The following is a 24,002-nucleotide window of genomic DNA, read 5'->3' as shown; positions in this document are numbered from 1 at the left end:
TACCTGCGCATTATTCCGGCGGCGATGTTCGCCGCCGGAGCCTCGGGCTTCGCCAGTGCGGAGACGCTCAAGGCTGTGCCGGAACAGCCGTTACAGACTGTGCTGGACCGGGCGCAGGATGGCGACGTCATCGAGCTTGCTCCAGGCGAATACAAGGGCGCGATCCGGATCGATCGGCGTGTGGTACTGGCTGGACGGCCCGGCGCGGTGCTCAACGGCGGCGGCGAAGGCAACGTCGTCACCGTGACCGCGCCGGACGTCACGATCCGCGGCGTGACCGTCAGGGGATCGGGCCACGATCTGCAAACGATGGATTCCGGTGTGTACCTGGAGAAGACCGCGGAGCGGGCGCTGATCGAGAACAACCGCTTCGAAGGCAATTTGTTCGGCATCTATGTTCATGGCGCCACGGGTTCGCGGGTCGAGCGCAACATCGTCGAAGGCGTGCGCGGCGGGCGTCTCAACGAGGCCGGCAACGGCGTGTCGCTCTGGAATGCGCCCGATGTCACCATCGCCGAGAATATTTTCCGCTACGGGCGCGACGGCATCTTCACGATTTCCAGCCGCAAGGACCGGTTCATCAACAACCGCTTCGAGCAGGTGCGGTTCGCGGTGCATTACATGTACACCAATGACAGCGAAGTGAGCGGCAACATCTCCGTCGGCAATCACGTCGGCTACGCCATCATGTATTCGAACCGGCTCGTCATCCGCAGCAATATCTCCGATCGCGATCGCGATTACGGGGTGCTGTTCAACTACGCCAATTATTCGGAGATCGACGGCAATCTGGTTGCGGGCGGCTCGCTCGACAATATCACAAGCAGCCGGGATGAGGGTCCGGACGAGGAGAAGGGCATGGTCCCGGAAGCAAAGCCTGCGCAAGGCCTTCGGTCCGGACCGGAGAAATGCGTGTTCATCTACAACACTAACCACAACCGCATTCGCAACAACTGGTTTGAGCATTGCGGGATCGGGGTCCATTTCACGGCCGGCTCCGAAGGCAATGAGATCACCGGCAACGCCTTTGTCGGCAATCGCAATCAGGTGAAATATGTCGGCACCCGCGACCTTGACTGGTCGAAGGGCGGCCGCGGCAATTACTGGAGCGACAATCCGGCGTTCGATCTCAATGGCGACGGTATCGCCGACACGGCCTACCGGCCCAACGATCTGGTTGACCGGGTGTTGTGGACGGCGCCGTCGGCGAAGGTCCTGATCAACAGCCCCGCGGTGCAGGTGCTGCGCTGGGCCCAGGCCCAGTTTCCGGCGCTCTATCCCGGCGGGGTCGTCGATACCCATCCTCTTATCGCGCCACCGCCGCGACCATCAGTCAGCCGGAGCCTGCGATGACCGTTACCGTGTCCGTGAATGGCGTGGAGAAAAGCTATGGCGCGGTAAAAGCGCTGCGCGGCGTCTCGTTCGATCTTGGTCCGGGACGGCTCAGTGCGCTGGTTGGCCACAACGGCGCCGGCAAGACCACGCTGATCAAACTAATGCTGGGACTAATTCACGCCGACCGCGGCGCGGTCCGCGTGCTGAACGAGGACCCTGCGGCGGGCGAATTTTCGGCACGCCGGCTGCTTGGATATCTGCCGGAAAACGTTGCCTTCAATGCCGCACTCACGGGGCGCGAAACGCTCTCGTTCTACGCGCGCCTAAAGCGGATCAAGCCCGCGACGGGATGGGCGCTGCTCGATCGCGTCGGCTTGACGGGCGCGGCCGATCGCAGGGTCGGAACCTACTCCAAAGGCATGCGGCAACGCCTGGGGCTGGCACAGGCGCTCCTCGGGCGACCGCGCGTGCTGCTGCTCGACGAGCCGACCACAGGACTCGACCCTGCGCTACGCCAGACATTCTACGAAATCCTGGACGAGTTGCGCGACGACGGTGCAACCATCTTGATCTCGTCGCACGCGCTCAATGAACTCGAGGGTCGCGCCGAACACGTCCTGATCATGAACCGTGGCGTGTTGGTGGCGCAGGGCACGCTGGCGGAATTGCGCACGATCTCGCGATTGCCGATCAGGATTTCGCTCGATCTCGCGCCTGACGCGAGCGGTACTCCCACATGGATGAACGGGTCATCGGCGCCGACCCCGCACGGTCGCATCATTCTGGTGCCGGATGAGGCCCGCAAGATGGAGTTGCTACGGGAAGCCGCCAACGATCCACGCATCACGAATATCGAAATCGCTGCGCCGACGCTCGACGACCTCTATGCTCATTTCCTTCATACGCAGGAGAATGCCGCGTGAGGACGATTATCATCATCGCTGGCAAGGAAATCCAGGAAGGGTTGCGAAACCGCTGGGTTCTCGCAACGACGCTGTTGCTGGCCGCGCTCGCGCTGTCCCTGACATTTCTCGGCAGTGCGCCGACGGGCAACGTCGGCGCCGACAAGCTTGACGTGGTTGTCGTCAGCCTGTCGAGCCTCACCATCTTTCTGCTGCCGCTGATCGCGCTCCTGATTTCGCACGACGCGGTGGTCGGCGAGATGGAGCGCGGCACGATGATCCTGCTGCTCAGCTATCCGGTCGGTCGCCATCAAGTCATCTTCGGAAAATTCTGCGGGCATGTGCTGATCCTCGCCTTCGCCACTGTGATCGGTTATGGCGCGGCGGCGGCCGCGCTTGCCATCACCGGCGCCTCGGTACCGGCGGCGAGCTGGTATGCTTTTGCCTCCATGCTCGGGACCTCGATCCTGCTCGGCGCGGTCTTTGTCGCGATCGGATACCTGATCAGCAGCCTGGTTCGCGATCGCGGCACCGCTGCGGGCCTTTCGGTGGGTATATGGCTGTTGATGGTGCTGGTATTTGACATGGCGCTGCTCGGCATCCTGGTGATTGATCAAGGGAGCATCATCTCGGCGCCCGTCCTCGAGGCGCTGCTGTTTCTCAACCCCACCGATCTTTACCGGCTAACCAATCTGACCGGCTTCAACGTCAGCCAGTTCTCGGGCATGGCCGGGCTTGCCGGGACGACGAGTACGGGGATTGGCGCGCTCTTAATGGGCTTGCTGGTCTGGACCGCCGCGCCGCTGGGGCTTGCGACGGTGTTCTTTGCACGGAGGGAATTATGACCTCGCGGATCGTCTGTGCGTTTGCCGCCATCATCCTGTTGACCGGCTGCAATCAGGACGCGGCCAACTCGGTGATTCCGCCGCCTGTCGCCCTCACCAGCGACGCGATGGGCGTGTTCTGCGGCATGAGCCTGCAGGAACATCCAGGACCGAAGGGGCAGATTATCACCGCGGGCCGGATCGACCCGTTCTGGTTCACGTCGGTGCGCGACACCGTGGCGTTTACGTTGATGCCCGACCAGCCCCGCGACATCCGCGTGATCTACGTATCGGATATGGCGCGTGCGACAAGCTGGGAAGACCCCGGTGCGACGAACTGGATCGACGCGCGCAAGGCGCTCTTCGTGATCGAAAGCCGCAAGCAGGGTGGAATGGGCGCGGCCGAGGCCGTGCCATTCGGAAATCGCGAGGCCGCCGATGCCTTTGCCGCCGACAATGGCGGCCGGGTCGTGACGTTCACGCAAATTCCGGGAGCCTATGTGCTCGGCAGCGACGCGCCCGGCGACCAGAGCCAACGCGATCGTTCGAACGTGCGGCTCAACTGACGAGGACCAGCCGATGCACAACACCAATCTCACCCGGCGGCGTATGATTGCCATTGCTGCGAGCGCAGCCGGGGCAACGTTTCTGATCGGCGGCCGAGCCGCCCAGGCGGTCGAGCCGGTGCGGTGGCACGGATCGGCGCTCGGCGCGCAGGTGTCGATAGAGATCCATCATCCGGACCGGGTCGAGGCCGAGCGCCTCGTTGAGCGGTGTCTATCAGAGGTGCGCCGGCTCGAACAGCAATTCAGCCTGTACCGAACCGATTCGGCAATTTGCGCGCTCAACCGCACCGGCATTATCGTTTCTCCCGAGGCCGATATGGTCGCGCTGCTAAAGGCCTCGCTGTTCTTTGCCGGGCTCACCGGGGGCGCGTTCGATCCGACGGTGCAGCCGCTGTGGCAGCTCTATGCAGATCATTTCACCTCGGATTGGCCTGATCCGAACGGGCCTTCGCCGCAGCGGCTGGCAGAAGTTCTGGCGAAAGTCGGGCACCGGGGCCTTCTGGCAGGCGACGACCGGATCGCACTGACCAGGCGCGGCGCGGCAATCACGCTGAACGGCATCGCGCAGGGCTACACCACCGATCGTGTGGTGGAGACGCTGCGACGGGCAGGGTTATCGACGACGCTGGTCAATATGGGAGAGATACGCGCGATCGGAGCGCGACCCGACGGCACACCATGGCGCGTCGGTCTTGCCGATCCTGACAGGCCGGGTGCGCTTACCGAAACGGTTGACCTCGTCGATCGCGCGGTCGCGACGACTGCGGGCGCAGGATTTCGATTCGACCAGGCTGGCCGCTTTACGCACCTGTTCGATCCGGCCACCGGGCGCAGCCCGACGCTGTACCGCACCTTGAGCGTTATCGCGCCAACTGCCACCGAAGCGGATGCGCTTTCGACCGCATTCAGCTTGATGCCATTATCGCGGATCCGCGATATCGTGGCTATCCGGCCGAATCTGCAGGCTCGCATCGTCGAAGCAGATGGAACCTTGATTGTCTGCGGTGCTTGAACGATGCTGGTCTCGTCGGCCGTCCGAGCCGTCAGATCGACCGAATTCTACCAGCAAGACAACGATGTCTGCTCCCCAAGAAGCCAACAAAACAGGAGAACAGGATGCGAGGAATTGTTTTCGTTGCACTATTGGCGGTCGCAGGCGCTGGTGAAGTGAGGGCCCAGGATGCCGCAGCCGGGGAGAAGGTCTTTGGCGTGTGCAAGACCTGCCATCAGATCGGCGATACCGCAAAGAATGCCGTCGGACCGGTGCTCAATGGCCTCATTGGCCGCAAGGCGGGCAGCGTTGCCGGCTTTGCATATTCCGCCGCCAACAAGGACTCCGGAATCACCTGGGATGAGGCCACCTTCCGCGAGTACATTAAGGACCCGAAAGCGAAAGTCCCCGGTACCAAGATGATTTATGCTGGTCTCAAGGATGAGCAGAAAACCAACGATCTGGTCGCCTTCCTCAAGCAGTTCGACGCCGACGGGAAGAAGAAGTAATCGAAACCGGTATTCGACAAGATTGGATGCCTCAGCCCCCGCGCTCTCGTTCGGAAAAATCTGACCCTCAAGCGTGTCCCAATGGACTATCTCAAATGTTCGATGAGATGCTTCGTACGCATCCGGCGCTGGGAGCGCGCTACGCCATCGACGCTGTGATGCGCGCCACCATGTGACGGGTTGACTCGAGTCTTCACGACGCCTTATCCGAAGACATCCTGGCAACTGCTCTGGCTGCATTCGCTGTTCGGCAGCGCGGCCGCGGCTGCGGTCGCGACCAGCGTAGCGGTCGCCATGCGACACATGGGCGATCTGCGCGCAGAAATATGCAACATTGATCTGTATCAAGACACCCCTCCGCATTGACGATGTAGTTGATGGTCGTTGCAAGCGACGGACCTTAGTGTGAGATGGCGTGTTTGATGCTTGCGCTCGATTGAGAGTGCGCGAATTGGATGCGTTCCACGGTCGGGGTGGCGGCTCAGTCCGCGAAACCTGAAAGGGCAAGGATGTGAACAGCTACGAAAAGATCGAGCAGGATCCGAATTATCAGGAACTGGTTCGCCGGCGTTCATCGCTCGGCTGGACGTTGTCGGCGGTCATGCTGGTCATCTATTTCGGCTTCATCCTGCTCGTCGCTTACGCACCCAAGCTTCTGGGTACGCCGCTGGGGACGACGGGTGTGACGACGGTCGGCATTCCGATCGGCTTGCTAGTTATCGTTGCGGCGTTCCTGCTCACCGGCATCTACGTCAGCAAGGCCAATTCCAAGTACGACCCCCTCATCCGTAAAATTGTTGGAGCGAACCGCTCATGAGAAAGAGTTCCTGGCTGCTGGTGACGTTGCTCGTATGCCTGCCCACGCTTGCGCTTGCGGCCGGAACCATCGACGGCGGAGCCAAGCAGGCGATCAACTGGTCCGCCATCGGCATGTTCGTCGGCTTTGTCTCCCTGACCCTCGTCATCACCTATTGGGCATCAAAGCGCACGGTATCGGCTGCGGATTTCTACTCCGCAGGCGGTGGAATCACCGCAGGCCAGAACGGTCTCGCGATCGCAGGTGACTACATGTCAGCCGCGTCGTTCCTGGGCATTTCGGGCCTTGTCTACACCTCAGGCTATGATGGTCTGATCTACTCGGTAGGCTGGCTCGTCGGATGGCCGGTCGTTACGTTCCTGATTGCGGAACAACTGCGAAATCTTGGCAAGTTCACATTTGCCGATGTTGCTTCATTTCGGCTCGGGCAGACGCGGATCCGCATCCTGGCGGCTTGCGGTTCGCTGGTGACTGTCGCTTTCTATCTGATCGCGCAGATGGTAGGCGCAGGCAAGCTGATCCAACTGCTGTTTGGCCTCGATTATTGGATCGCGGTGGTCCTGGTCGGCGGCCTGATGATGATCTACGTGACCTTTGGCGGCATGAAGGCGACGACCTGGGTGCAGATCATCAAGGCTGTGCTGCTGCTCTTTGGCGCCACGTTCATGGCCGGTGCGGTGCTCTACAAGTTCGGATTTAGCCCGGAAGCACTGTTTGCCAAGGCAACGGAAGTGCATCCCAAGAAGATCGCGATCATGGAGCCCGGTAGCCTGATCTCCAACCCGTTGTCGGCGATCTCGCTTGGTTTGGCTCTGATGTTCGGCACAGCCGGCTTGCCGCATATCCTGATGCGCTTCTTTACGGTGAAGGACGCCCAGGCCGCACGCAAGTCCGTGTTTTATGCAACCGGCTTCATCGGCTACTTCTACATCCTGACCTTCATTATCGGCTTTGGCGCCATCACGCTTGTCTCGACCGATGCGGCATTTCTCGATGCCGGAATTCTGGAAAAGACCAAGAGCGGGATCGCCGCGATCAAGGGCGGCTCCAACATGGCCGCGATTCATCTGGCCAACGCGGTCGGCGGCAACCTGTTCCTCGGCTTCATTTCAGCGGTCGCCTTTGCCACCATCCTTGCAGTGGTGTCTGGCCTGGCGCTCGCCGGAGCCTCAGCGATCAGCCATGATATCTACGCCATGGTGATCAAGGATGGGAGGGTCAACGAACAAGACGAGATTCGCGTCTCCAAGATTGCGACGCTGTTCCTGGGCGTGCTGGCGATCATTCTGGGCATCGTATTCGAGAACCAGAACGTCGCCTTCATGGTCGGTCTCGCCTTCGCCATCGCCGCGTCGTGCAACTTCCCGGTGCTGGTGATGTCGATTTTCTGGAAGGGTCTGACCACGCGGGGCGCATTAGTCGGGGGCTTCCTCGGCCTGATCAGTGCCGTGGTCGGCGTTATACTGTCGCCAACCGTATGGGAAGCGACGCTTGGATTCGCCAAAGGGTCAGCGCCGGTTAAACTGGACAACCCAGCGCTCTTCTCAATGGCAATTGCGTTCGTCGGCATCTGGCTGTTTTCGATGCTGGACCGCAGCGCGCGGGCTGCGGTCGACCGGGATGGCTTCGACGCACAATTCGTGCGCAGCCAGACCGGAATCGGCGCAGCAGGAGCCACCGCGCATTGAGACCCGGGCTTTGAGAGGCTGGCCTACGCAGTATTCATAGGCGGGGAATCCGAGAGTCAAATGCCCAAGGCTTTCGATGCTGCAAACCCGCCCTTCGATCGATTGACGCCACAACAGATCGAAACGTTGCGCGCTGCGCTGGATATTGCCTACTTCCGTCCGGGCGAAGTGATTGTTCAGCAAGACACGCCTGCCGATGCCCTCTACGTCGTCATCAAGGGCATGATCGAGGAGCGGGACGGAAGCGATCTGCTGGCGCTGCTCGGCCCCAAGGACAGCTTCGACAGTCGTGCCCTCGTCCACGGCAAGAGCGGGCACGCATTTCGCGCACAAGAGGAGACGCTGTGTTACGTCGCTCCGAAAGCCGCGATACTGGACCTGATCCAGAGTAATCCGCGGTTCGCCTCGTTCTTCTATCGCGATATTTCGCATAAGCTGGATGAACTCGTCCGTGACGAGGAGGAGCGACGCTACGGCTCGCTGATGCGTGCGCGGATCTCCGAACTATTCCTGCACCCTGCTACCTTTATCGAAGCCGGCGACACCATCGAAGCCGCCGGTCACATGATGCGTGAGATCGATAGCAACGCCCTGTTCGTTCGGGACGGCGAGCGGATCGGGGTCATCACCGGCATGAATTTGTCCAAAGCGGTGGTGTTGCGAGGCCTGTCAATCCAGACGCCCGTGCGCGAACTTGCACATTTCGACGTAGTCTCGGTGCGGCCGGATGATTTCGTGTCCTCGGCGCTTGTGCTCATGACCAAGCTCAACAAGCGGCGCGTTGCGGTTCATGACGGCGAGCGCTTTGTCGGCATCCTGGAGGATATCGACGTGCTGGGCTTCCTTGCCAGCAGTGCCCAGATCGTCGCAGGTCGTATCGATCGCGCTTCGAGTCAGGATGATCTGGTGGTTGCGGCGCGCGAAACAGCCGCGCAGGTCCGCGCCCTGCGCCGCCAGGGTGTTAGCGTGGAAGTGATTGGCGAGATCGTCTCCGATCTCAATCAGCGGCTTTTCGCCAGATTGTTCGAGATGGTTGCGCCGGCCGAGTTTCGCACCAGTGGCTGTCTTATCGTCATGGGAAGCGAAGGCCGTGGCGAGCAAACCGTACGCACGGACCAGGACAACGGCCTTATCATGCCCGAACCCGTCGAACAGGTGAAGCTGGACGCGTTTCGGGCCGATTTCTCCGGTGCGCTGTCGAGCTTCGGCTTTGCCCCTTGCCCGGGAAACGTGATGGTCAGTAATCCGGTCTGGTCCAGGCCGCTCTCCGACTATCTCGCGGATTTCCGTAGTTGGGTGGCGTTGCCCGACAACGCCTCCCATTTGAACGTTGCGATCTTCTATGACGCCCGCGCCGTCGCCGGTGACCAGCTGCTGCTGACCAAGGCCAAGACCGCTCTGATCGATATGATCCGCGGCGAGCGGGTGTATCTCGCGCATTTTGCCCGCGCAATCGACGCCTTCGCCACACCGATCGGTCTGTTCAAGAACCTGATCACATCTGAAGGCAATGGTGATGCATTGGACCTCAAGAAGGGGGGCATTTTTCCCATTGTGCACGGCGTCCGCAGCCTTGCCCTGGAGCATGGCCTGATGGAGACGGCGACCGAAAAACGTATTTCACGTCTGCGGGATAATGGGGTGCTGCAGGCCGACTTCGCGCGAGAGTTGATCCAGGCGTTCCAGTTCATGTTGATGTTGCGGCTAGACGGGCAATTGACGGCGTCTGCTGGCACCTCCGGCACTCTGGTGCGGCCATCATGGCTTTCGAGCATGGAGCGCGATCTCCTGCGCGACGCCTTTCATGTGGTCAAGCAGTTTCGCGAGTTCATTCATCGTCACTTCAATCTCGGCATCTTCTGACGTGATCCCTCGCGCCATCAAACGCCTGTTCCATCAAGCCTCGATCGGGGATCAGTCCTATCGGTTCATGTTCAAGCGTGGGCCCGCGGACGAAGCCGTTGCGATCGATTGCGAAACAACAGGACTAAGTGTGCGTGCCGACGACATCATAACCATTGCGGCGATCAAGATTCGAGGCAATCGAATCCTGACCAGCGAGCGTTTCGAGGCAGCCGTGCGCCCTGATGCCGGAATGCAGGCCGAGGCGATCAAGGTACATCGTCTGCGTCAAATCGATGTTGCACAGGGCCCCCTGATTTGGAAGGCGTTGCCGAGCTTCCTGCATTTCGTCGGCGGACGGCCGCTGGTAGGCTATTACGTCGATTTCGATATTGCTATGCTGGACAAGTACATTCTTCCTTACATCGGGATCGAGCTGCCGAATCCTCGCATCGAGGTCTCAAAGCTGTACTACGAACGTAAGTACGGCGATGCGCCGCCCAATACGGAGATCGATCTCTCGTTCGCAGCGATCCTGAGGGATCTCAACATTCCACTTCTTGCTCAACATGACGCCTTCAACGATGCACTGATGACAGCGATGATGTACCTCGCTTTGCGCGACATGAAGGAGAGGGGAGTACGCATCCCGCGCCTGCGCACACATACTGTTTTCAATCCAACCGGTGCATAAGGTTTTTACCGCGGTAGTCCGAACGCAATGACGAAATTGCCCCATGCGACCGCGCTCGATGCCGAAAGCACCAGATGGTCGATCGCGCTGATCCGTCCGACGAAGCCTGCAACATGGGTGGCAGAAGTCGACCTCCTCGGCACGAGCGCCCCGACGGCAGGCGGCCCAGCGCGGCGTCAAGGCGTGCGCGAGCGTCCGGCGATGACGGGAGTCGCGCCGGGTTCAGCCGCAAGCTGCGCGGTGGCAAACCCTATGCCGGAGCCTCCGCCGACGATCAGAATGGGTTTTCGCCGAATTCGTGAATGTGAAGTGGCGCAAGCCCGTTGCGATGCTCATCAACGGTGGTACTGCTGCGATCATTACTTCGATAGTTGCCCTTGTCTTGCCCAGAATACAGCGTCGCCCTATTGCTCGTTCGATGCAACGCATTTGCAGCATCAAGCCGCTAAGCTATTGATTGCGTTACGCTGAAAAGGTTTCCTAGACCGTAGGTCGGAAAGCCAGATCGAAATTGCTTTCCCTGTGGAGTTTGCGTTCAAGCGGGAAACTCCGGTAGCGCTTCTGTTTGCAATCCCAAAACAACGTTTCTCCCGTCTAACCGCGATCCAGCGCTTGCATCGCGACCTGGCGCAGGAAGTAAATGCGCCGCAGGTTCATTCGATTTGCGAATGCCAACCTATGGCTAACGAATTTATTCTACTCAGCCGCTTCGCCCTTTGCCTCAATCATCAGAACATCAAGACTTTCGATCTCCTGCAAGGCGCGGCCGGCGATTCCCTGCAGATCTCCGTAAAGGCCGGCGGTCGAATCAAGCACGCTCTTGAGCTGTTCTTCGCGTTTGGCCCAAAGCCGCATCATGGTCCGGCGCTCGCGGTCTAGGTCGGCCTGCATGTCGGTGAACCGCTCGACAATGGCGTCGATGCGGTGCCGGAAGCGCGGGCCTGTCAGGTATTGGTAGACCATCTCCATTTTGGTCTGCTGACCTTCCTGGGCCTGGCGGCTGCCGGCGATATAATCAACGACTGGCGGAGCGCAATCGCGAGCGGCACGGCGAAGCGCGGCTCTGCTACCCAGACATTGTCAATAAGGTCGAAGGTTTCGACCCCCTTTCGGCAGAGCACTCGAGATGATCAGCGCGATCTCTGCTTTTGCGGCGCGCTGGTCATCGCGCAATTTCGCGAGCCAACCGTCGCTCCAGTTTTTCGTGCGTTTCGTTTCCCAAAGGATGGTGCCGCAGATCTGGCCGGCGGGACCGAGCACTCGGTGCAGGACATCGCCGCCGAACTCGCCGTTGGGCACCGGCTCGATCAGGTCGCGCGGGAAACGACTTCTGAGCAGGGATTCCAGCTCGATCTCAAGGGCTTCGCCCTGCAGTTTCTGCGAGCCTTGGTCTGCTTTGCGGCGCAGCTCCTCGATCTGGCGCTGCATCCCCGCGATCTGCGTTTCCTTCTCAGTGACTTTGGCCTTGAGAGCGTCCTCAGCCTCGAGCTTGGCCTTGTCCCGAACAGCGGCGAGATTCTCCTGTACTTGCTTCTCAATGGTGAGCTCGAGTTCCCGCTGGGCATCCTCGAGTGCGCGCTCCTTGCGCACCGTGTCGGCCTGAGCTTTCCGAGCCTCGGCGAGCTTCTGGTTGTTGGTCGCGAGGATCTGCTGCAGGTCGGCCAGTTGCTGGTCGCGCTGGCTGATGTCGTCGGCCACTGCAAGGCGCGCCCGCTTGGCTTCCGCTTCGGCGATCGCCGCTCGTTCAGCCCTTAATTTGGCGGCCACCTGCTCGTCGATGCCGTCCCGGGCCTTGGCGAGCTCGTCCTGCATTTGCTTGAGCTGCGCCTCGCGGCGGCCGAACTCGGCTTGGCGCTGGACGAGCTGTGCCTCGAACTGTTTGCGGGTCTCAGCGATCAGGGGTGCCGCGAGCGATTCGGTCAGCTTGATCTCGGTCCGGCAGTTCGGGCAGGCGATCTGAGGGTCGGTCACGGTATTCGTCCTGTGGCTATTTGCTGGGATAGTATCGGGGTTCTGAGAGCCGCTTAAGCCACCCTTGGGGCTTGTCCCCGGTAAAGGCAGGCGTCGCGGGAATGGCGATGGCTTGCGCGGCGGAGTGGGTTTCGGCATCTCGTCAGTTCGATAGGGCATGATCAGTTCCTCGTGGCGCGCACGTCGCGCTCGCGCAGGATTGCCTCGACGATGCGGCGCAGCCGGCGCACCGAGCCGCCGCGCCAATGCCGAGCGACAGCCGTATGCTCGGAGCCATCGAGCGGCGGCACCCAGCTTTGATCGAGGCTGCGCTCTCTGGCGAGGTCGGCAATCACGGCTGGCAAGAGCGCAGCGAGATCGCCTGCGGTCGGCTTCGCAAAAGTCACCACGCGAAAACGGTCTCTAATCGGGCTCGGCAGCGAATCGAGCGTGTTTGCAGTGGCGACATAGGAGACGTGAGACAGATCCAGATTTTTCTGAAGCGCCGGATCCGGATAGCGAGTGTTGGTTTCGGGTTCGAGCATGCCCAATAGACAATCCCAAAGCCTTCCGTAGTCGCTGCGCGTAGGTGCCTTCTCAATTTCGTCAAGCAAAATCAATGGGTTCGCGATCTTGCCTTGGGCCACGGCGAGAAAGGGATGGCAGGGTTCTGCCGAGTACCAGCGCCGGTCGGTGCCCGCGAACGCAGCACCATCGGAACGACTTGCATCTGTTCGCCAAACACTGAGGCCCAGCACCTCGCCAAGACGCCGAGCAAACCGGCTCTTGCCGCCGCCAGGATCGCCTACCAAAAGCAAAGGGCGTAGCCGAATTGTGGTGCGCCCAACGAGATCGGCGAGCGCAAAGTCGATGACCTCAGCGGCATAGGGGAATTCGAACAGCAACGTGTTGCGCACGTCATGCAGCGGCGGCACCTCGACCAGCGGCAAGGCGACGTTGATGACGCTCTTCAGCGGGCCGAGAATATCCCTCAGCTTGGTGTTCTTCATCTCCTCGTTGCTCAGACGGGCGACGACCAGGTGGTGGCTGGGGATGGCGTCTGTTGCAGGAGAGGCGATTTGCGGCGAGGCCTCGGCCGCCTTGTTTTCGGCCTCCTGTTCTTTTTTGCGCTTTTCCTCCCTCTTCAGCCGTTGCGTGGTCGCCGCCGTCGCGGCATCGATGCGGTGCTCCGCCATGCGCATGCCGAGAATGGCCGCGTTTACGGCAGCCGGCTGGCGCGTCGATACCAGGTCGGTGCATGCCGGCAACGCTGCCCAGCCGAAGGTGAACCGCTCGAGATCGGAGCAAAGCTCTTCGTCCCCGTCACGGGCGGCCTTGTAGAATGCCTGCTGCAGTGCCTTTGCCACACGGCGGTGCTCCTTGAAGTAGGTGGCATCTCGCGGTGTCGGCAGGCACAGTAGCCGGACGCAATCGGCCAGACTGCGTAGGTTCGGTTCGTCCTCGGCGACGGCGCGGCGGTCGAGCTCTGCGGCGAGTGCAAGCCCCGCGTCCACGGTCTGCGCTACGGCCCAGGCCGCATTAAGTGAGAGCTGTGGACACACCTCGTCTATCTCGGCAATTAGCCGCTGTTCGACGTGGCTGGCACTATTGGTCACGAGCATCGCGTAGCGCAGAAGTCGCGATACGCGTTTCAAGCGCTCATCCCAATCGGACGAATCAGCCGCGGCCCCTGTCGAAACGATATTGTCATCCACCGCCGGCAGATCGAAGTCGTCGTCGTTGTCGGTCGTGCTCTTCCCGCTCATGCCTCATCCTCCGATCCGCTGTCGTCCCCATCGCCGGAGGAGGTCGCGAACGGGGTCAGGATGCGGCGGGCGTCGTCGGGGGCGGCGGGACGTCCGAGCCGATAGAAGCGCGACAGCGTGCGGACCCAAGTGCCATCAGGGTCCGCCCACCACAGCGCCGTGGTCATCACCATGCGATCGCCGTGAATCGGATGGCCGCTGGCATGCCCGACCAGCTGGACGCCTTCCGGCGTCATCGCCGGCACCCAGCCTTCCAGGAGAGGAGAGGCCTGCAGCAGGAGCGGCGAGACGGGACGTCCGAATTCGAGACGATCGCAATCGTCTGCGAGCGCGCGTAGCCGGCGGGCCAGATCGGGCGTGATGTGGGCCGGGTCGAGGAACGGGAACAGTTGCGTCAGCATGGAGAGAGATCCGATCGCCTGAGAATTCAGGAAGAGGGGTGAGTGAGGGCGGGAAGGGAAAGTCGCGTCATGCGCCGACCTCCACCACCAGGGCGCCGTTGAAGTCCGGGTTCTCAGCTCCGTAGCCATGCGGATTGCACAGGATCCGGGTCTCTCCAATGCGGTAGTCGGAGGAGTTGTGGACATGTCCGTGCACCCACAGGGTCGGCTGGTGCGTCTCGATCAACGCCGAGAGGTCCGAGACGAAGGCGCCGGTCACGGGATCGCTACGGAACCTCGGATGCACCGAGTCCCAATGCCCATGGTGGCTGACCACCACGGTGGGTCCGGCAAACGGCACCGCGAGGATCTCGGCGATGTAGGCCTTGGACCGGTGATGCAGGAGCGCTGCCTCCTGGGGCCTGAACCGCAACCACGGCTGCTTCTGCCATCCGATCAAGCGATGATCGTTCATGCCGGTCGCGCAGGCGTTCATCACCGCCGCCTGGTTGGCCTCACCAAAGGCCTGATAGTCGGTCCAGAGCGTGGCGCCGACGAAGCGGACGATGCCGCCGCCGAGCACGATCGAATCGTCGTTCAAAACGCGTATGTTGAATGAGGGGGCATGCGCGCGTGCCAGTGCCAGTTCCTCGGGGAGGAAGCGGCGGTAGTATTCGTGGTTACCCATCACCATGACGATCGGGATGTGCATCGGCACGATCCTGCGCAGGTGCTCGAAGGCGCGCAACGCACCCTCGCAGGCATCGCCGGCGACGATCACGACGTCGACGCCATCCATGATCGTGATCGGCTTGATGGGGTGCACGTCGATATGGAGATCGGAGAAGATCTGGACCTTCATGCCAGATCTCCTGTGCGTGCACGCCGCTCGTCACACTTGCGCAACGCCGACCACACTGCCTTTTCATCCGGGGTGAACTTGCGCCGATCCGGAGAGTGACGCAGATGGTGCGTGTACCAAGACCCGGAAAGTTCGGTCGCAAAGGGATGGTCGAGTTCGGCACGACCAACAACTTTCGCCAGGACGAGTGCGGCCGCGGCATTGCCGGCGAGCGTACACCGCAGCACTGCCGTCATGGCGATATCGACTTCGAGCGTCACCTCGTCGACGGGCATCAACGAAAGCGCTACCGCAATCGCCGCTGCCGGATCGCCCTGCAGCGCGGCGGTAATGTCATGGCCGCCGCGCATCACGGTGATCCCGTCCAGGGTGGCGCACACCAGCAGGTGCTCGGCGTCGCGCATGAGATCGGAAGGCAGCATCCGCCACCAGACGAGCGGAGAGACGTCCTGCGGCCTGAACGGCCACAAGCGCTCATTCCCGGGAGTCGCCGGCCGCGGATTGTCATCTGCCACGCTGTGGATTCTGGTTGCGGAAGCCGGCAATACGGCTTTGATCGTGTCTTTCGCGGTCTTGCGCATAGCAAAGTTCTCCTGTTCGCGCGGATGAGCCGCACGTCGCTCCCCTCGGGGATGCTGAGTTGAGATGAAGGTAGAGAGGAGCGGCCCCAGTTACGGGGCTCTCGCCTTGCCAAGCCGGGCCGTGCCATGCCTCACCGGGCCACGCCCCGCCACGCCACGCCGCGCCGGAACTTATTCGAGCTGGGCCACGGAGAACTTGCCGAACTTGGGACGCCAGTCTCCGAGTCCTTCGCGCAGGCCGGCGATCTCGAGAATCTCAATCACCTCGTTCGGATTGAGCAGGCTCGGCAGGAACTCGACGTCGACCACGACGTGCCAGTCGCTGAAGCGCGGCCGCGTGCGCATCACCTTCGAATCGTTGACGTTCACGGGAAACCGGAACCGGAAGGTCTTGTCCTCCCACAACGAGGGCAGATCGCTCGGTCCATCATATTGAAGCAGCGGCGACGCCGCGCAGGAGAAACCCGCCTTTGCCTGCTTGCCCTTGCGCCGAGTCTTGGCGGCCTCGGTGAACGCAGATTCCACAGCCTCGCAGGGAATGCACGGCTTGTCGTCCTGCAACCAGAGACCGCCATACCATTCCATCTTGGCGATCTGCTCGTGATCGGCGATCGTCTTGTCGCGCTTCTTCGTCAGACGGTCGATATCGATCTTGATCGGTTCGAGCGGATCCGCCAGGCGCGAGCTGTGCATCAGGAGCGGTCGTTCGCCGGTCAGGCGGATGCGGAGTTGCTGGACCGACATCAGATAGTCTCCTTGAAAGTGGGGTCAAAAAGCGGCGAGGGGCCTTCCAGCGCCGAGCGAACGTCGGCATGGGCGGGCACGCGGTGCGCATAACGCAGCCGGCGCAGGTGATCCGTCACCACCCGGTGACAGTCGCGGCAGAGCGCCGTCAGGTCGCTGGGCCGTTCGCAACCGAGGTTCTCATAGGTGCGGTGATGCACCTCGATCGCGCTCAGCCCGCCGTCGTTGTTGCAAACCCGGCAGCGGAAGCCGGCGGCTTTGAGTTCGGCAAGCCGAGCCGGATTTTGACGCCAGCTGCGACTCGCGATGTAGTCGTGGTATTTCATGACTCGCCTTCCAACGTTTCGCTGGAATAATGTCGGCGAAGTCGGGATGAATGTCAACGGATCGATGGAAAAATTCCAGCGAAGTCAAATGCATGGTTAATAAAGCGTTATCTGCTCAAAACATCTGGCCCCCACCTCGCCTAATCCGCGCGGGTCGAGTGTTAGCGGGAGTTGATCAGGCAACACTCGCTTCACAGGCAGGCGTAACCCGCCAGGCGGTGAGCGTTGTTGAGACCGACGAGAGCGAGAAAATGGACCCGCGTCGTCGAAAAGTTCTCGAAGCGATGCAGCGTATCCTCGAAGACGAATACGGCATTGAATTCTTCGCCGCCTCGGAGAATTCCGGCGAAGGCGTACGTTTCCGAAAGTGAGGGCGACTGAGTCTCAGACTATGTTTGGTGAGCTGGCATGGGCTGCACCGGCCGCTACAACGAAATTGTACTGTCGTCGGCGCGCTGTCTTTGTGAAATCTCAACTGCGCAAGCGCGCTTCCGCACAAGACGATCTGCTAAGCCGAGCAACACGGCACAATTTTCAGGAGGCCAACCATCCGGAGTAGGTTGAGAACGGCAAATAGCGGAAACATGTGCTGTATTGGCTGATAGCTCTCGGCGGGGGACACAATTTATGGTAGTTGGGGCTGGGCAACAATAGAAGCCAAGCGTGATAGGAACCGATACCCTGTGAACTCTCTTAGTTCGACACCGAGCGAGCCGCCTGCCAAGCCAACTACACCTGCACGCAAATACTCCGCAAAAACCTTGAAAATATTGTTCGCCCTATCGGGCAATCGATGCGCCCATCCCGAGTGCAACGAACCGGTTATTGCGAATGCGACTCTTGATTCCACTGACTTAGTGGTTGGACAGATTTCACATATCTATGCGCATAGCGACAAGGGGCCGCGCGGCAAGCCTGGGATGACCGAAAAAGAGCGCAACCAGGCAGACAACCTGATGCTGTTTTGTCCAACCCATCACGTAATCATGGATGGCCAGCACGAAACCTATACCGCAACGCTCCTTCTCGGCTGGAAACAGCGTCACGAACGGCGCTATCGCGACAATCTCTCGGCAAGACTTACGGACATTGGCTATGCAGAGCTCGAGGTTGCCGCACGTGCGCTCCTTGCACCAGCTGTGGCTGGCAACGGAGATTATAGAAATATCCCTCCAGCGGAGAAAATTGAGAAGAATAAACTTGGCGCAACATCGACTGCACTTCTGACGTTGGGCGCGGCAAAGTCAAAAGAAGTGGAGCGCGTGCTGCTTGATGCCGCACAGCTAGATGCCGGATTCCCCGAACGTCTGCGCAACGGGTTTGTTGGGAGGTACGATGCTTCGCGCGGCGGTCGAACTCGGCGGACCGAAGTACGTTAACAACGCTGTCAATTTGTTTGCTTCGAAGCGAAGCCGATCCCGTGTCATTCGAAGTGACGGATCGATAGATGACTCCGCTGCGGACTTTGCCGCTGCAGCGGCCATGTTAGATGCGGGGTGGCATGTTGATGCCATCACGAATGCCATCGTCCTCGCGTCTCCGCGATTGGCTGAGCGCCACAAAGACATGTATGCCTATGCATCGCGAACGGTGTCCGCAGCGGCGGCATCGATGAGAACTCCTCGTCCGGTGCCATCGTTTAGGCCAAAGCGGTAGGCGAGGCATCAGAAGCGAGAAGAAGGGACGATGCCCGAGAAAGTGTCTCCGGCCCGCCGCGGGCCGCCGCGTGCGTATCAACCGATAGATGTCGGATTACAATTGAGCATTCCTGTTAACCATCCGAAGTGAACTCGCGTTCGCGATGTTGATTGACGCCAGCGCGGGTCGCCATATCGAGCCGGGCGCTTGCGCGGCCGCTGGGCTGGGAGATCGAGCTGGCGATGGGGAGACGTGAAATGTACCGCATCTGGCTGAAGACCAAACAGGACTACGAACGGGATCTCGACGGGGGGTGATGACGTTCGCGACCGAGCAGGAAGCGCTCGACCTCATCCCGCACAGCGCAGCCCGCCATGGCACCTCAAAGTTCAATATGGAGGTCGTTGAAGATGGCGAGGTGCGGGTGTGTACGACGGAGCGAAAATTGTGCGACCTCAAGACCGGCGACTACATCTACGACGCCTCGGCGATCTTCCGGCTTGGCGAGCGCACGGCCACGTTCGATCCAGAGGTTGGCGAAGAAATCACTAGGTTCAAGACCGAGCACATCTGTGGAGATTACTTCTACGTGGACCACCTGCGCGACACGTTCGAAGTGTTCGGAGGCCCAGGCTCGCGGCACGACTACGTTGCGCCGGAGCACGTGGCGGCGTTGACGACAGAAGGCAGCTAAACAGATGACCGAGACGCGCCGCACCGCAAATGAGCTTGGCCCGTACGGCGCCAAATAGGTCTGCTAAAGACTCGGCAAGCCCAGCGTTCAATCCCGCGACAGCCTGATTTGCTTGCCGACGTGTTCCCGCCAGAGGCCGAGCCGTTTAATTCGGTAATCGACCAGCTCAGACGAAGTTCCGAACACCCGCGCGATTTGCTCCGACGAGCAGTTCTTGCTCACAGCATCGATCATCGCGGCCCTCGGCAGGAGGGTCGCCGAGGCGAGATAGTACGCGTCGTGCTCTTCTGCCTCGTCGTAGGTTCTGCCGTAAGCCTCGGCTATCCGGGCGATCTTCGTGAGCTTGTGGCCGAGCAGGATGTGCCACAACTCCTCTAGGACGGTGACCCGTTGGCGTTCGATGGTGTGGCTGTCGTTCAAAAGAACGGCCCAAGTTTCGTCCTCAACATCCAGCGGCACGCTCATCGCGGACCATTCGCCGCCGACGTCTCTCCGAAGGTGACTTACGGTTTGGGCGTCCAGGCAGTTCGTCTTCCCGACCGGAATCATCTGTATGCCTTCAACCTCGATCCGAAGACTGTCCAGAGGCTCGTCGTACGCCAGACCTAGATCCGCTCTGAACCTCTCTGCAGTCTTTTCGAGTTCTTCCTTCGATAGCGAAACGGCGGCAGCGGCCGCCTTGTCATCCATATCGCGCTGACCCTTCCGGCGGCCTTGGGCTCCCATCGATTGCCGTATGCAGTCGGCCGCCTTCAATAGCGTGCGAACGGTCGAGGACTGGACGTTTTTCCCCGCCCTGAAATGCACTAGCGCGAGGTTCTCGAAGCTGAGCCCGGCATCCTCGGCATCGGTACCAAGCCACTGCAGCAGCCGGATCTTTGAATTGTTATCCGGTTGTCCTTCACCGCGTTCAATACGCGCCAGCGTCGAGAAACTTACGCCTACCGCTTCCGACAGGGCGCGGATGCTGAGGCCCTCGGCCTCGCGTTTCTTTTTGACGGCTCTGATTAGCTTTTCTTCGAATGTGGGCATCTTCGTCCGTGCGAATGACACGCCTTGACACACCGGCCTCTCCGGCGCAGAGTGTGCGGGTGACACAGACTCGCACATTTCTGATTCCAGGGGAAGCCACCTTGGCGGCGGAGACCCGGGCCGTGTTGCAGCAGGTCGGCGCGGCCTTGGACGAGCACCGGCCACTTGTAGTGCGCAACCAGGGCCTGGTGGCCCTAGGTCAAGAGTCCCCGAGAGCAAAACCAGCTAAGGAGAACGGCAATGAAGGAAAAGGAAAAAGAGGATCAGCATCGCGATCACGGGAAAGGGCCGCCCGACGACAAGGGGCACGGAGATCATGGTCGGCCGGTGCCGCATCACGGATCGGCGGCGATATGCTTCGTGATGCCTACGAAGGCCAGGTAGCACGCCTTGCTGAGGCGTACCCCACGTCCCAGGCCTTCCCGGACGATGACGGAATTTGGCTTCTCGCACGAAGCTCGATCATCTCGGGCTTAGTGCGGGAGGCCACGTTTCTCGTAGCCCTTCCGTACCAGTCAGGCCTAGGGCCCCGTGCTTGGGGTTTCTGGACTGCCGGCGCCGAAACTGCGTGGATAGGGCCACGCCACACCAACTTCCGAGACGGTTCGATCTGCGCCTTCTCACCGGATGATGGGGCATGGTCCGAGGGCGGGGATCTCAGGACACTGCTGGACCTCTACAGCGTCTGGACGCTGCGCCATCTTCACCTGGAGGCTTTCGGCCGATGGCCGGGAAAGCAATACAGCTTCTTCGGCGCAGACCCGCGGGTGCAAGCGTATTACCGGCAGAGCGAGTGTCAAGATAATGAGCTTTGCGGTTGCGGCTCGGAAACTCGGCGGTATTCCGAGTGCTGCAAGCAATCAGACCTGCGATTGAACTTCGTTGAAATCGCCGGACTTTTCCTGACCCACACTCAGGGTGGTTTCAATACCCGACGGCCGCCGACCTCAGTGGTGGGGTTCATTGAAGGTCGATCTGCTCTTCCAAGGATCGCAGAGGTCCATTTACTTATGGCTTCCCGCTGATTCCCATGCTCGCTCCGACGTCCGGCCATCGCACATTGCGACATTTCGCTGGGCTGCGGAATTTGTTCGCTATCGGAGCATAGCGGAAATGGCTGGGCTTGCTGTCGGCTCGACCCGGTCGCGAATGACCCTGACCGGAAGTCGGTCCTAGTCCAACAGCGGCCCGATATGCTTAGATATGGCTGGCACAAATTCGGATTTTGGAGCGTTCCTTGACCGGTGAGCGCACGGAGCGGCGACTTGCAGCGGTTCTGGCGGCTGACGTCGCCGGTTATAGCCGCTTAATGGGCTCCGACGAGGTCGGAACGCTGGAGGCGTTGAAGGCGCATCGGCGGGAGGTGATCGACCCAGCAATTTCTTCTCACAGAGGTCGGATCGTCAAGACAACGGGCGACGGCATGCTGGTTGAGTTCGCAAGCGCCGTCGACGCCGTAGCATGTGCGATGGACGTGCAGGAGAAGATGGCCGAACGAAGCGAAAGTTTCACGCCAGTGATCAGCTTCCGCATCGGCATCAATGTCGGCGACATTATCATCGATGGTGACGACATTTTTGGTGATGGCGTCAACGTCGCTGCCCGTGTCGAAAGCGAGTCCGAGCCGGGCGGCGTTTGCCTATCGGACGATGCCTATAGGCAAGTCCGGGGCAAAACCAACTTTACTTTCGATGACCTTGGCGAGAGGTCACTGAAGAACATTGACCGGCGGGTCCGGCTGTATGCGGTCCGCACCGCATCGTCGCCAATCGGTGATGCCAAATCACCTGCCGAAGCCTCCAGACCCCTCGCGCTCCCTGACAAGCCCTCGATCGCGGTGCTGCCGTTCCAGAACATGAGTGGCGATCCGGAACAGGAATATTTCGCTGACGGTATGGTGGAAGACATCATCACGGGGTTATCGCGATTAACTATGCTGTTCGTGATCGCACGGAATTCAAGTTTCGCCTACAAGGGAAAGGCAGTCGATATCAAGGTAGTGGGGCGTGAACTTGGCGTCCGCTATGTGCTCGAAGGCAGCGTCCGCAAGTCTGGTAATCGGCTCCGGATCACTGGCCAGTTGATCGACACGATCACCGGCGTTCACATCTGGGCAGATCGATTTGACGGCGGCGTTGAAGACCTGTTCGAACTACAAGATCAGGTGACGGCCAGGGTCGTAGGCGCGATTTGGCCGAAGTTGGAGCACGCCGAAATAGAGCGATCCCGCCGGAAGCCGACTGAAAACCTCCGCGCCTATGATTATTACCTTCGAGCGATTTCATACCTTTATAAATTTGAGAAGGAAGCGAACGAACAGGCTCTGGAGCAACTTCATCTAGCGATCGATCTCGATCCTGGATTTGCCTTGGCATATGCGCAAGCCGCCAATTCCTACTCGCAACGAAAAGCTATGCGCTGGACCGCAGATCAAGCATCGGAAGCCGGCGAGGCCGTGCAACTGGCTTGGAAAGCATTGAACCTTGTCAAGGACGATCATGCAGTTCTCGCGCATTGCGGGATGACGCTGGCATTCGTCGGTGGTCATTTGGAGCAGGGTGCGGCCTATCTGGCGAAGGGCACGGATATTAATCCAAACTTCGCACCCGGTTGGTATTGGCGAGGATGGGTACAGCTCTATTTGGGTGAAGCTGGCGCTGTTGATTTTTTTAATCGAGCAATTCGCCTCAGTCCGCTAGACTCTCGAATTGTCATTGCTCACGCCGGACTGGCATATTGCCATTTTTTTGCCGGGCAATATGTGGAGGCACTCTCTTGGGCAAAGACGGCCCTCAGGGAAAGCCCGAAATACGTATCGGCCCTTCGAGTTGCCATGGCGTCCCATGCCTTGTTAGGGAATTTAGTAGAGGCAAAGGCAGCATTTGCACAGGCAATGGAACTCGACCCGAGGCAACGAATAGCAAATATCCGAGATTCGCCCTTTCGAAGAGATGAAGACGTAAGCAAATTAGCGGAGGGCTTTCGTCTCGTTGGAATGCCCGAATGACCGCTTTGGCCCGAAGCGGCTGACATTAATCGGGCAGAGTATTTCCGCTCTGCCCGGGTATTTCAGACCTCAACTTGTTCCGCTATCGAGAGCGCGTCGTCTACCTCAATACCGAGATACCTGACAGTGCTTTCGATTTTGGTGTGAGCTGGACGGCGCGAAGGTTTCCCGTGCGCCGATAGATCAGGGTGGCCTTCGTCCGTCTCAGTGAATGCGTACCGAACGACCTCGGATTGAGCCCGATGCTGCCAATCCATTCGGCCACCAGGCGGGCGTACTGGCGCGTCGTCATGCAATGGCCGCCATGCGGGCGGCCCGAGAATAGAAACTCACCGGGCTTCTTGCCCGACGCCCGTAAGTAGTCTTCGACAGCTTGCCGCGTCTGCTCGGTCAGCTCGAACTTGACTGGCCGGCCAGTCTTTCTCTGCCGGACCGTTGCTCGCTCGACCGTGTAGCCGTTCGGCGCAACGTCTTCGACCTTGAGGGCCACCACATCGCAGCCGCGGAGCTTGCTATCGATGGCCAGATTGAACATGGCGAGGTCACGGGCGCGGCCCTCGACTATCAGTCGGGTTCTGATCGACCAAACGTGCTTTGGCCGGAGTGGGGGCTTGGGTCCGATCAGCTTGCCCTTGTTCCAGGGCGTGCGGGGAAGGCCGTTCAACAGCAGTGATTGATTGTCAGGCATGGTCGTACTCCTCGGTTACTGAGAACCGGGAGCATGCGCGGCAGCACGAGCCGCGGCAGCGAAATCACGTCAGCTTTCAGAGGTTTGTGGTCATACGCGAACTGATCGCGCGAATGGTCTCGGCCGCTCACGACCCAGAACGGAAGAAGGAGGCCGCAGAAGCCAA

The 24,002-nt window shown here is 60.3% G+C and carries 24 protein-coding genes and 2 pseudogenes; 17 read left to right on the top strand and 9 right to left on the bottom strand.

Going from position 1 to position 24,002, the window contains the following annotated elements:
• Positions 1-24 precede the first annotated feature (24 nt).
• The 10 genes from NL528_RS36285 to NL528_RS36240 all read left to right on the top strand — a co-directional run bounded on the left by NL528_RS36285 (position 25) and on the right by NL528_RS36240 (position 10,168).
• A complete protein-coding gene (locus tag NL528_RS36285) occupies positions 25-1,353 on the top strand; it encodes a nitrous oxide reductase family maturation protein NosD (protein WP_309185139.1) in 1,329 nt (442 codons plus the stop codon).
• Entirely contained in the window at positions 1,350-2,258 is a 909-nt protein-coding gene (locus tag NL528_RS36280; RefSeq protein WP_309179179.1) for an ABC transporter ATP-binding protein, read from the top strand. The genes NL528_RS36285 and NL528_RS36280 overlap by 4 nt, the downstream gene beginning before the upstream one ends.
• On the top strand, positions 2,255-3,082 hold the full coding sequence (locus tag NL528_RS36275) for an ABC transporter permease subunit (protein WP_309179178.1): 828 nt from the start codon (positions 2,255-2,257) through the stop codon (positions 3,080-3,082). The genes NL528_RS36280 and NL528_RS36275 overlap by 4 nt, the downstream gene beginning before the upstream one ends.
• Entirely contained in the window at positions 3,079-3,627 is a 549-nt protein-coding gene (locus NL528_RS36270; protein WP_309179177.1) for a nitrous oxide reductase accessory protein NosL, read from the top strand. Before NL528_RS36275 ends, NL528_RS36270 begins: the two co-directional genes overlap by 4 nt.
• A gap of 13 nt (positions 3,628-3,640) precedes the next feature.
• Positions 3,641-4,639: an FAD:protein FMN transferase gene (locus NL528_RS36265; RefSeq protein ID WP_309179176.1), complete on the top strand. Its 999-nt coding sequence runs from the start codon at positions 3,641-3,643 to the stop codon at positions 4,637-4,639.
• 104 nt (positions 4,640-4,743) lie between these two features.
• A complete protein-coding gene (locus NL528_RS36260; protein ID WP_309185138.1) occupies positions 4,744-5,127 on the top strand; it encodes a cytochrome c family protein in 384 nt (127 codons plus the stop codon).
• A 511-nt stretch (positions 5,128-5,638) separates the two neighbouring features.
• Entirely contained in the window at positions 5,639-5,944 is a 306-nt protein-coding gene (locus NL528_RS36255; protein ID WP_309179175.1) for a DUF485 domain-containing protein, read from the top strand.
• Positions 5,941-7,632: a cation acetate symporter gene (locus NL528_RS36250; RefSeq protein WP_309179174.1), complete on the top strand. Its 1,692-nt coding sequence runs from the start codon at positions 5,941-5,943 to the stop codon at positions 7,630-7,632. The genes NL528_RS36255 and NL528_RS36250 overlap by 4 nt, the downstream gene beginning before the upstream one ends.
• 60 nt (positions 7,633-7,692) lie before the next feature.
• On the top strand, positions 7,693-9,495 hold the full coding sequence (locus tag NL528_RS36245) for a putative nucleotidyltransferase substrate binding domain-containing protein (RefSeq protein ID WP_309179173.1): 1,803 nt from the start codon (positions 7,693-7,695) through the stop codon (positions 9,493-9,495).
• Entirely contained in the window at positions 9,437-10,168 is a 732-nt protein-coding gene (locus NL528_RS36240) for a 3'-5' exonuclease (RefSeq protein WP_309179172.1), read from the top strand. Before NL528_RS36245 ends, NL528_RS36240 begins: the two co-directional genes overlap by 59 nt.
• A gap of 696 nt (positions 10,169-10,864) precedes the next feature.
• Here NL528_RS36240 and NL528_RS36235 read toward each other — a convergent pair.
• The 7 genes and pseudogenes from NL528_RS36235 to NL528_RS36205 all read right to left on the bottom strand — a co-directional run bounded on the left by NL528_RS36235 (position 10,865) and on the right by NL528_RS36205 (position 16,777).
• Positions 10,865-11,980: pseudogene (locus NL528_RS36235) on the bottom strand (DUF2130 domain-containing protein).
• Between the two features lie 320 nt (positions 11,981-12,300).
• Positions 12,301-13,884, bottom strand: a complete 1,584-nt coding sequence (locus tag NL528_RS36230; RefSeq protein ID WP_309179171.1) for an AAA family ATPase — start codon at positions 13,882-13,884, stop codon at positions 12,301-12,303.
• Positions 13,881-14,285, bottom strand: a complete 405-nt coding sequence (locus NL528_RS36225) for a DUF6634 family protein (RefSeq protein ID WP_309179170.1) — start codon at positions 14,283-14,285, stop codon at positions 13,881-13,883. Before NL528_RS36225 ends, NL528_RS36230 begins: the two co-directional genes overlap by 4 nt.
• A 67-nt stretch (positions 14,286-14,352) precedes the next feature.
• The gene (locus tag NL528_RS36220; protein WP_309179169.1) at positions 14,353-15,126 is read right to left on the bottom strand and encodes a metallophosphoesterase; all 774 of its coding nucleotides are present in this window, start codon (positions 15,124-15,126) and stop codon (positions 14,353-14,355) included.
• A complete protein-coding gene (locus tag NL528_RS36215; RefSeq protein WP_309179168.1) occupies positions 15,123-15,707 on the bottom strand; it encodes a hypothetical protein in 585 nt (194 codons plus the stop codon). Before NL528_RS36215 ends, NL528_RS36220 begins: the two co-directional genes overlap by 4 nt.
• A 171-nt stretch (positions 15,708-15,878) precedes the next feature.
• Entirely contained in the window at positions 15,879-16,451 is a 573-nt protein-coding gene (locus NL528_RS36210) for a hypothetical protein (protein WP_309179167.1), read from the bottom strand.
• Positions 16,451-16,777 carry an HNH endonuclease signature motif containing protein gene (locus tag NL528_RS36205; protein ID WP_309179166.1) on the bottom strand — a complete coding sequence of 109 codons (327 nt, stop codon included), beginning with the start codon at positions 16,775-16,777 and terminating at the stop codon, positions 16,451-16,453. Before NL528_RS36205 ends, NL528_RS36210 begins: the two co-directional genes overlap by 1 nt.
• A 50-nt stretch (positions 16,778-16,827) precedes the next feature.
• Here NL528_RS36205 and NL528_RS36200 point away from each other — a divergent pair, with 50 nt between their 5' ends.
• From NL528_RS36200 to NL528_RS36185, 5 genes are all read left to right on the top strand, one after another.
• Positions 16,828-17,148 (top strand): hypothetical protein, encoded by a 321-nt coding sequence (locus NL528_RS36200; protein WP_309179165.1) that lies wholly within the window; start codon positions 16,828-16,830, stop codon positions 17,146-17,148.
• A 312-nt stretch (positions 17,149-17,460) separates the two neighbouring features.
• Entirely contained in the window at positions 17,461-18,156 is a 696-nt protein-coding gene (locus tag NL528_RS36195; RefSeq protein ID WP_309179164.1) for a hypothetical protein, read from the top strand.
• On the top strand, positions 18,065-18,433 hold the full coding sequence (locus NL528_RS47325; protein ID WP_375143927.1) for a hypothetical protein: 369 nt from the start codon (positions 18,065-18,067) through the stop codon (positions 18,431-18,433). The genes NL528_RS36195 and NL528_RS47325 overlap by 92 nt, the downstream gene beginning before the upstream one ends.
• Before the next feature lie 152 nt (positions 18,434-18,585).
• On the top strand, positions 18,586-18,732 hold the full coding sequence (locus NL528_RS36190; protein ID WP_309179163.1) for a hypothetical protein: 147 nt from the start codon (positions 18,586-18,588) through the stop codon (positions 18,730-18,732).
• On the top strand, positions 18,732-19,109 hold the full coding sequence (locus NL528_RS36185) for a hypothetical protein (protein WP_309179162.1): 378 nt from the start codon (positions 18,732-18,734) through the stop codon (positions 19,107-19,109). Before NL528_RS36190 ends, NL528_RS36185 begins: the two co-directional genes overlap by 1 nt.
• Before the next feature lie 87 nt (positions 19,110-19,196).
• On the opposite strand, the gene NL528_RS36180 is transcribed toward NL528_RS36185, so the two are convergent.
• Positions 19,197-20,141 carry an XRE family transcriptional regulator gene (locus NL528_RS36180; RefSeq protein ID WP_309179161.1) on the bottom strand — a complete coding sequence of 315 codons (945 nt, stop codon included), beginning with the start codon at positions 20,139-20,141 and terminating at the stop codon, positions 19,197-19,199.
• A gap of 240 nt (positions 20,142-20,381) precedes the next feature.
• Here NL528_RS36180 and NL528_RS36175 point away from each other — a divergent pair, with 240 nt between their 5' ends.
• Positions 20,382-20,525 carry a hypothetical protein gene (locus tag NL528_RS36175; RefSeq protein WP_309179160.1) on the top strand — a complete coding sequence of 48 codons (144 nt, stop codon included), beginning with the start codon at positions 20,382-20,384 and terminating at the stop codon, positions 20,523-20,525.
• An 853-nt stretch (positions 20,526-21,378) separates the two neighbouring features.
• A complete protein-coding gene (locus tag NL528_RS36170; RefSeq protein WP_309179159.1) occupies positions 21,379-23,148 on the top strand; it encodes an adenylate/guanylate cyclase domain-containing protein in 1,770 nt (589 codons plus the stop codon).
• Between the two features lie 62 nt (positions 23,149-23,210).
• Here the strand turns inward: NL528_RS36170 and NL528_RS36165 are convergent.
• A pseudogene (locus tag NL528_RS36165) lies at positions 23,211-23,836 on the bottom strand (tyrosine-type recombinase/integrase).
• Positions 23,837-24,002 lie beyond the last annotated feature (166 nt).

Source organism: Bradyrhizobium sp. Ash2021, assembly GCF_031202265.1.
Lineage (GTDB): Bacteria > Pseudomonadota > Alphaproteobacteria > Rhizobiales > Xanthobacteraceae > Bradyrhizobium.
The sequence above is the reverse complement of the archived record's forward strand: the minus strand, read 5'-3'. Positions and strand labels throughout refer to the sequence as shown.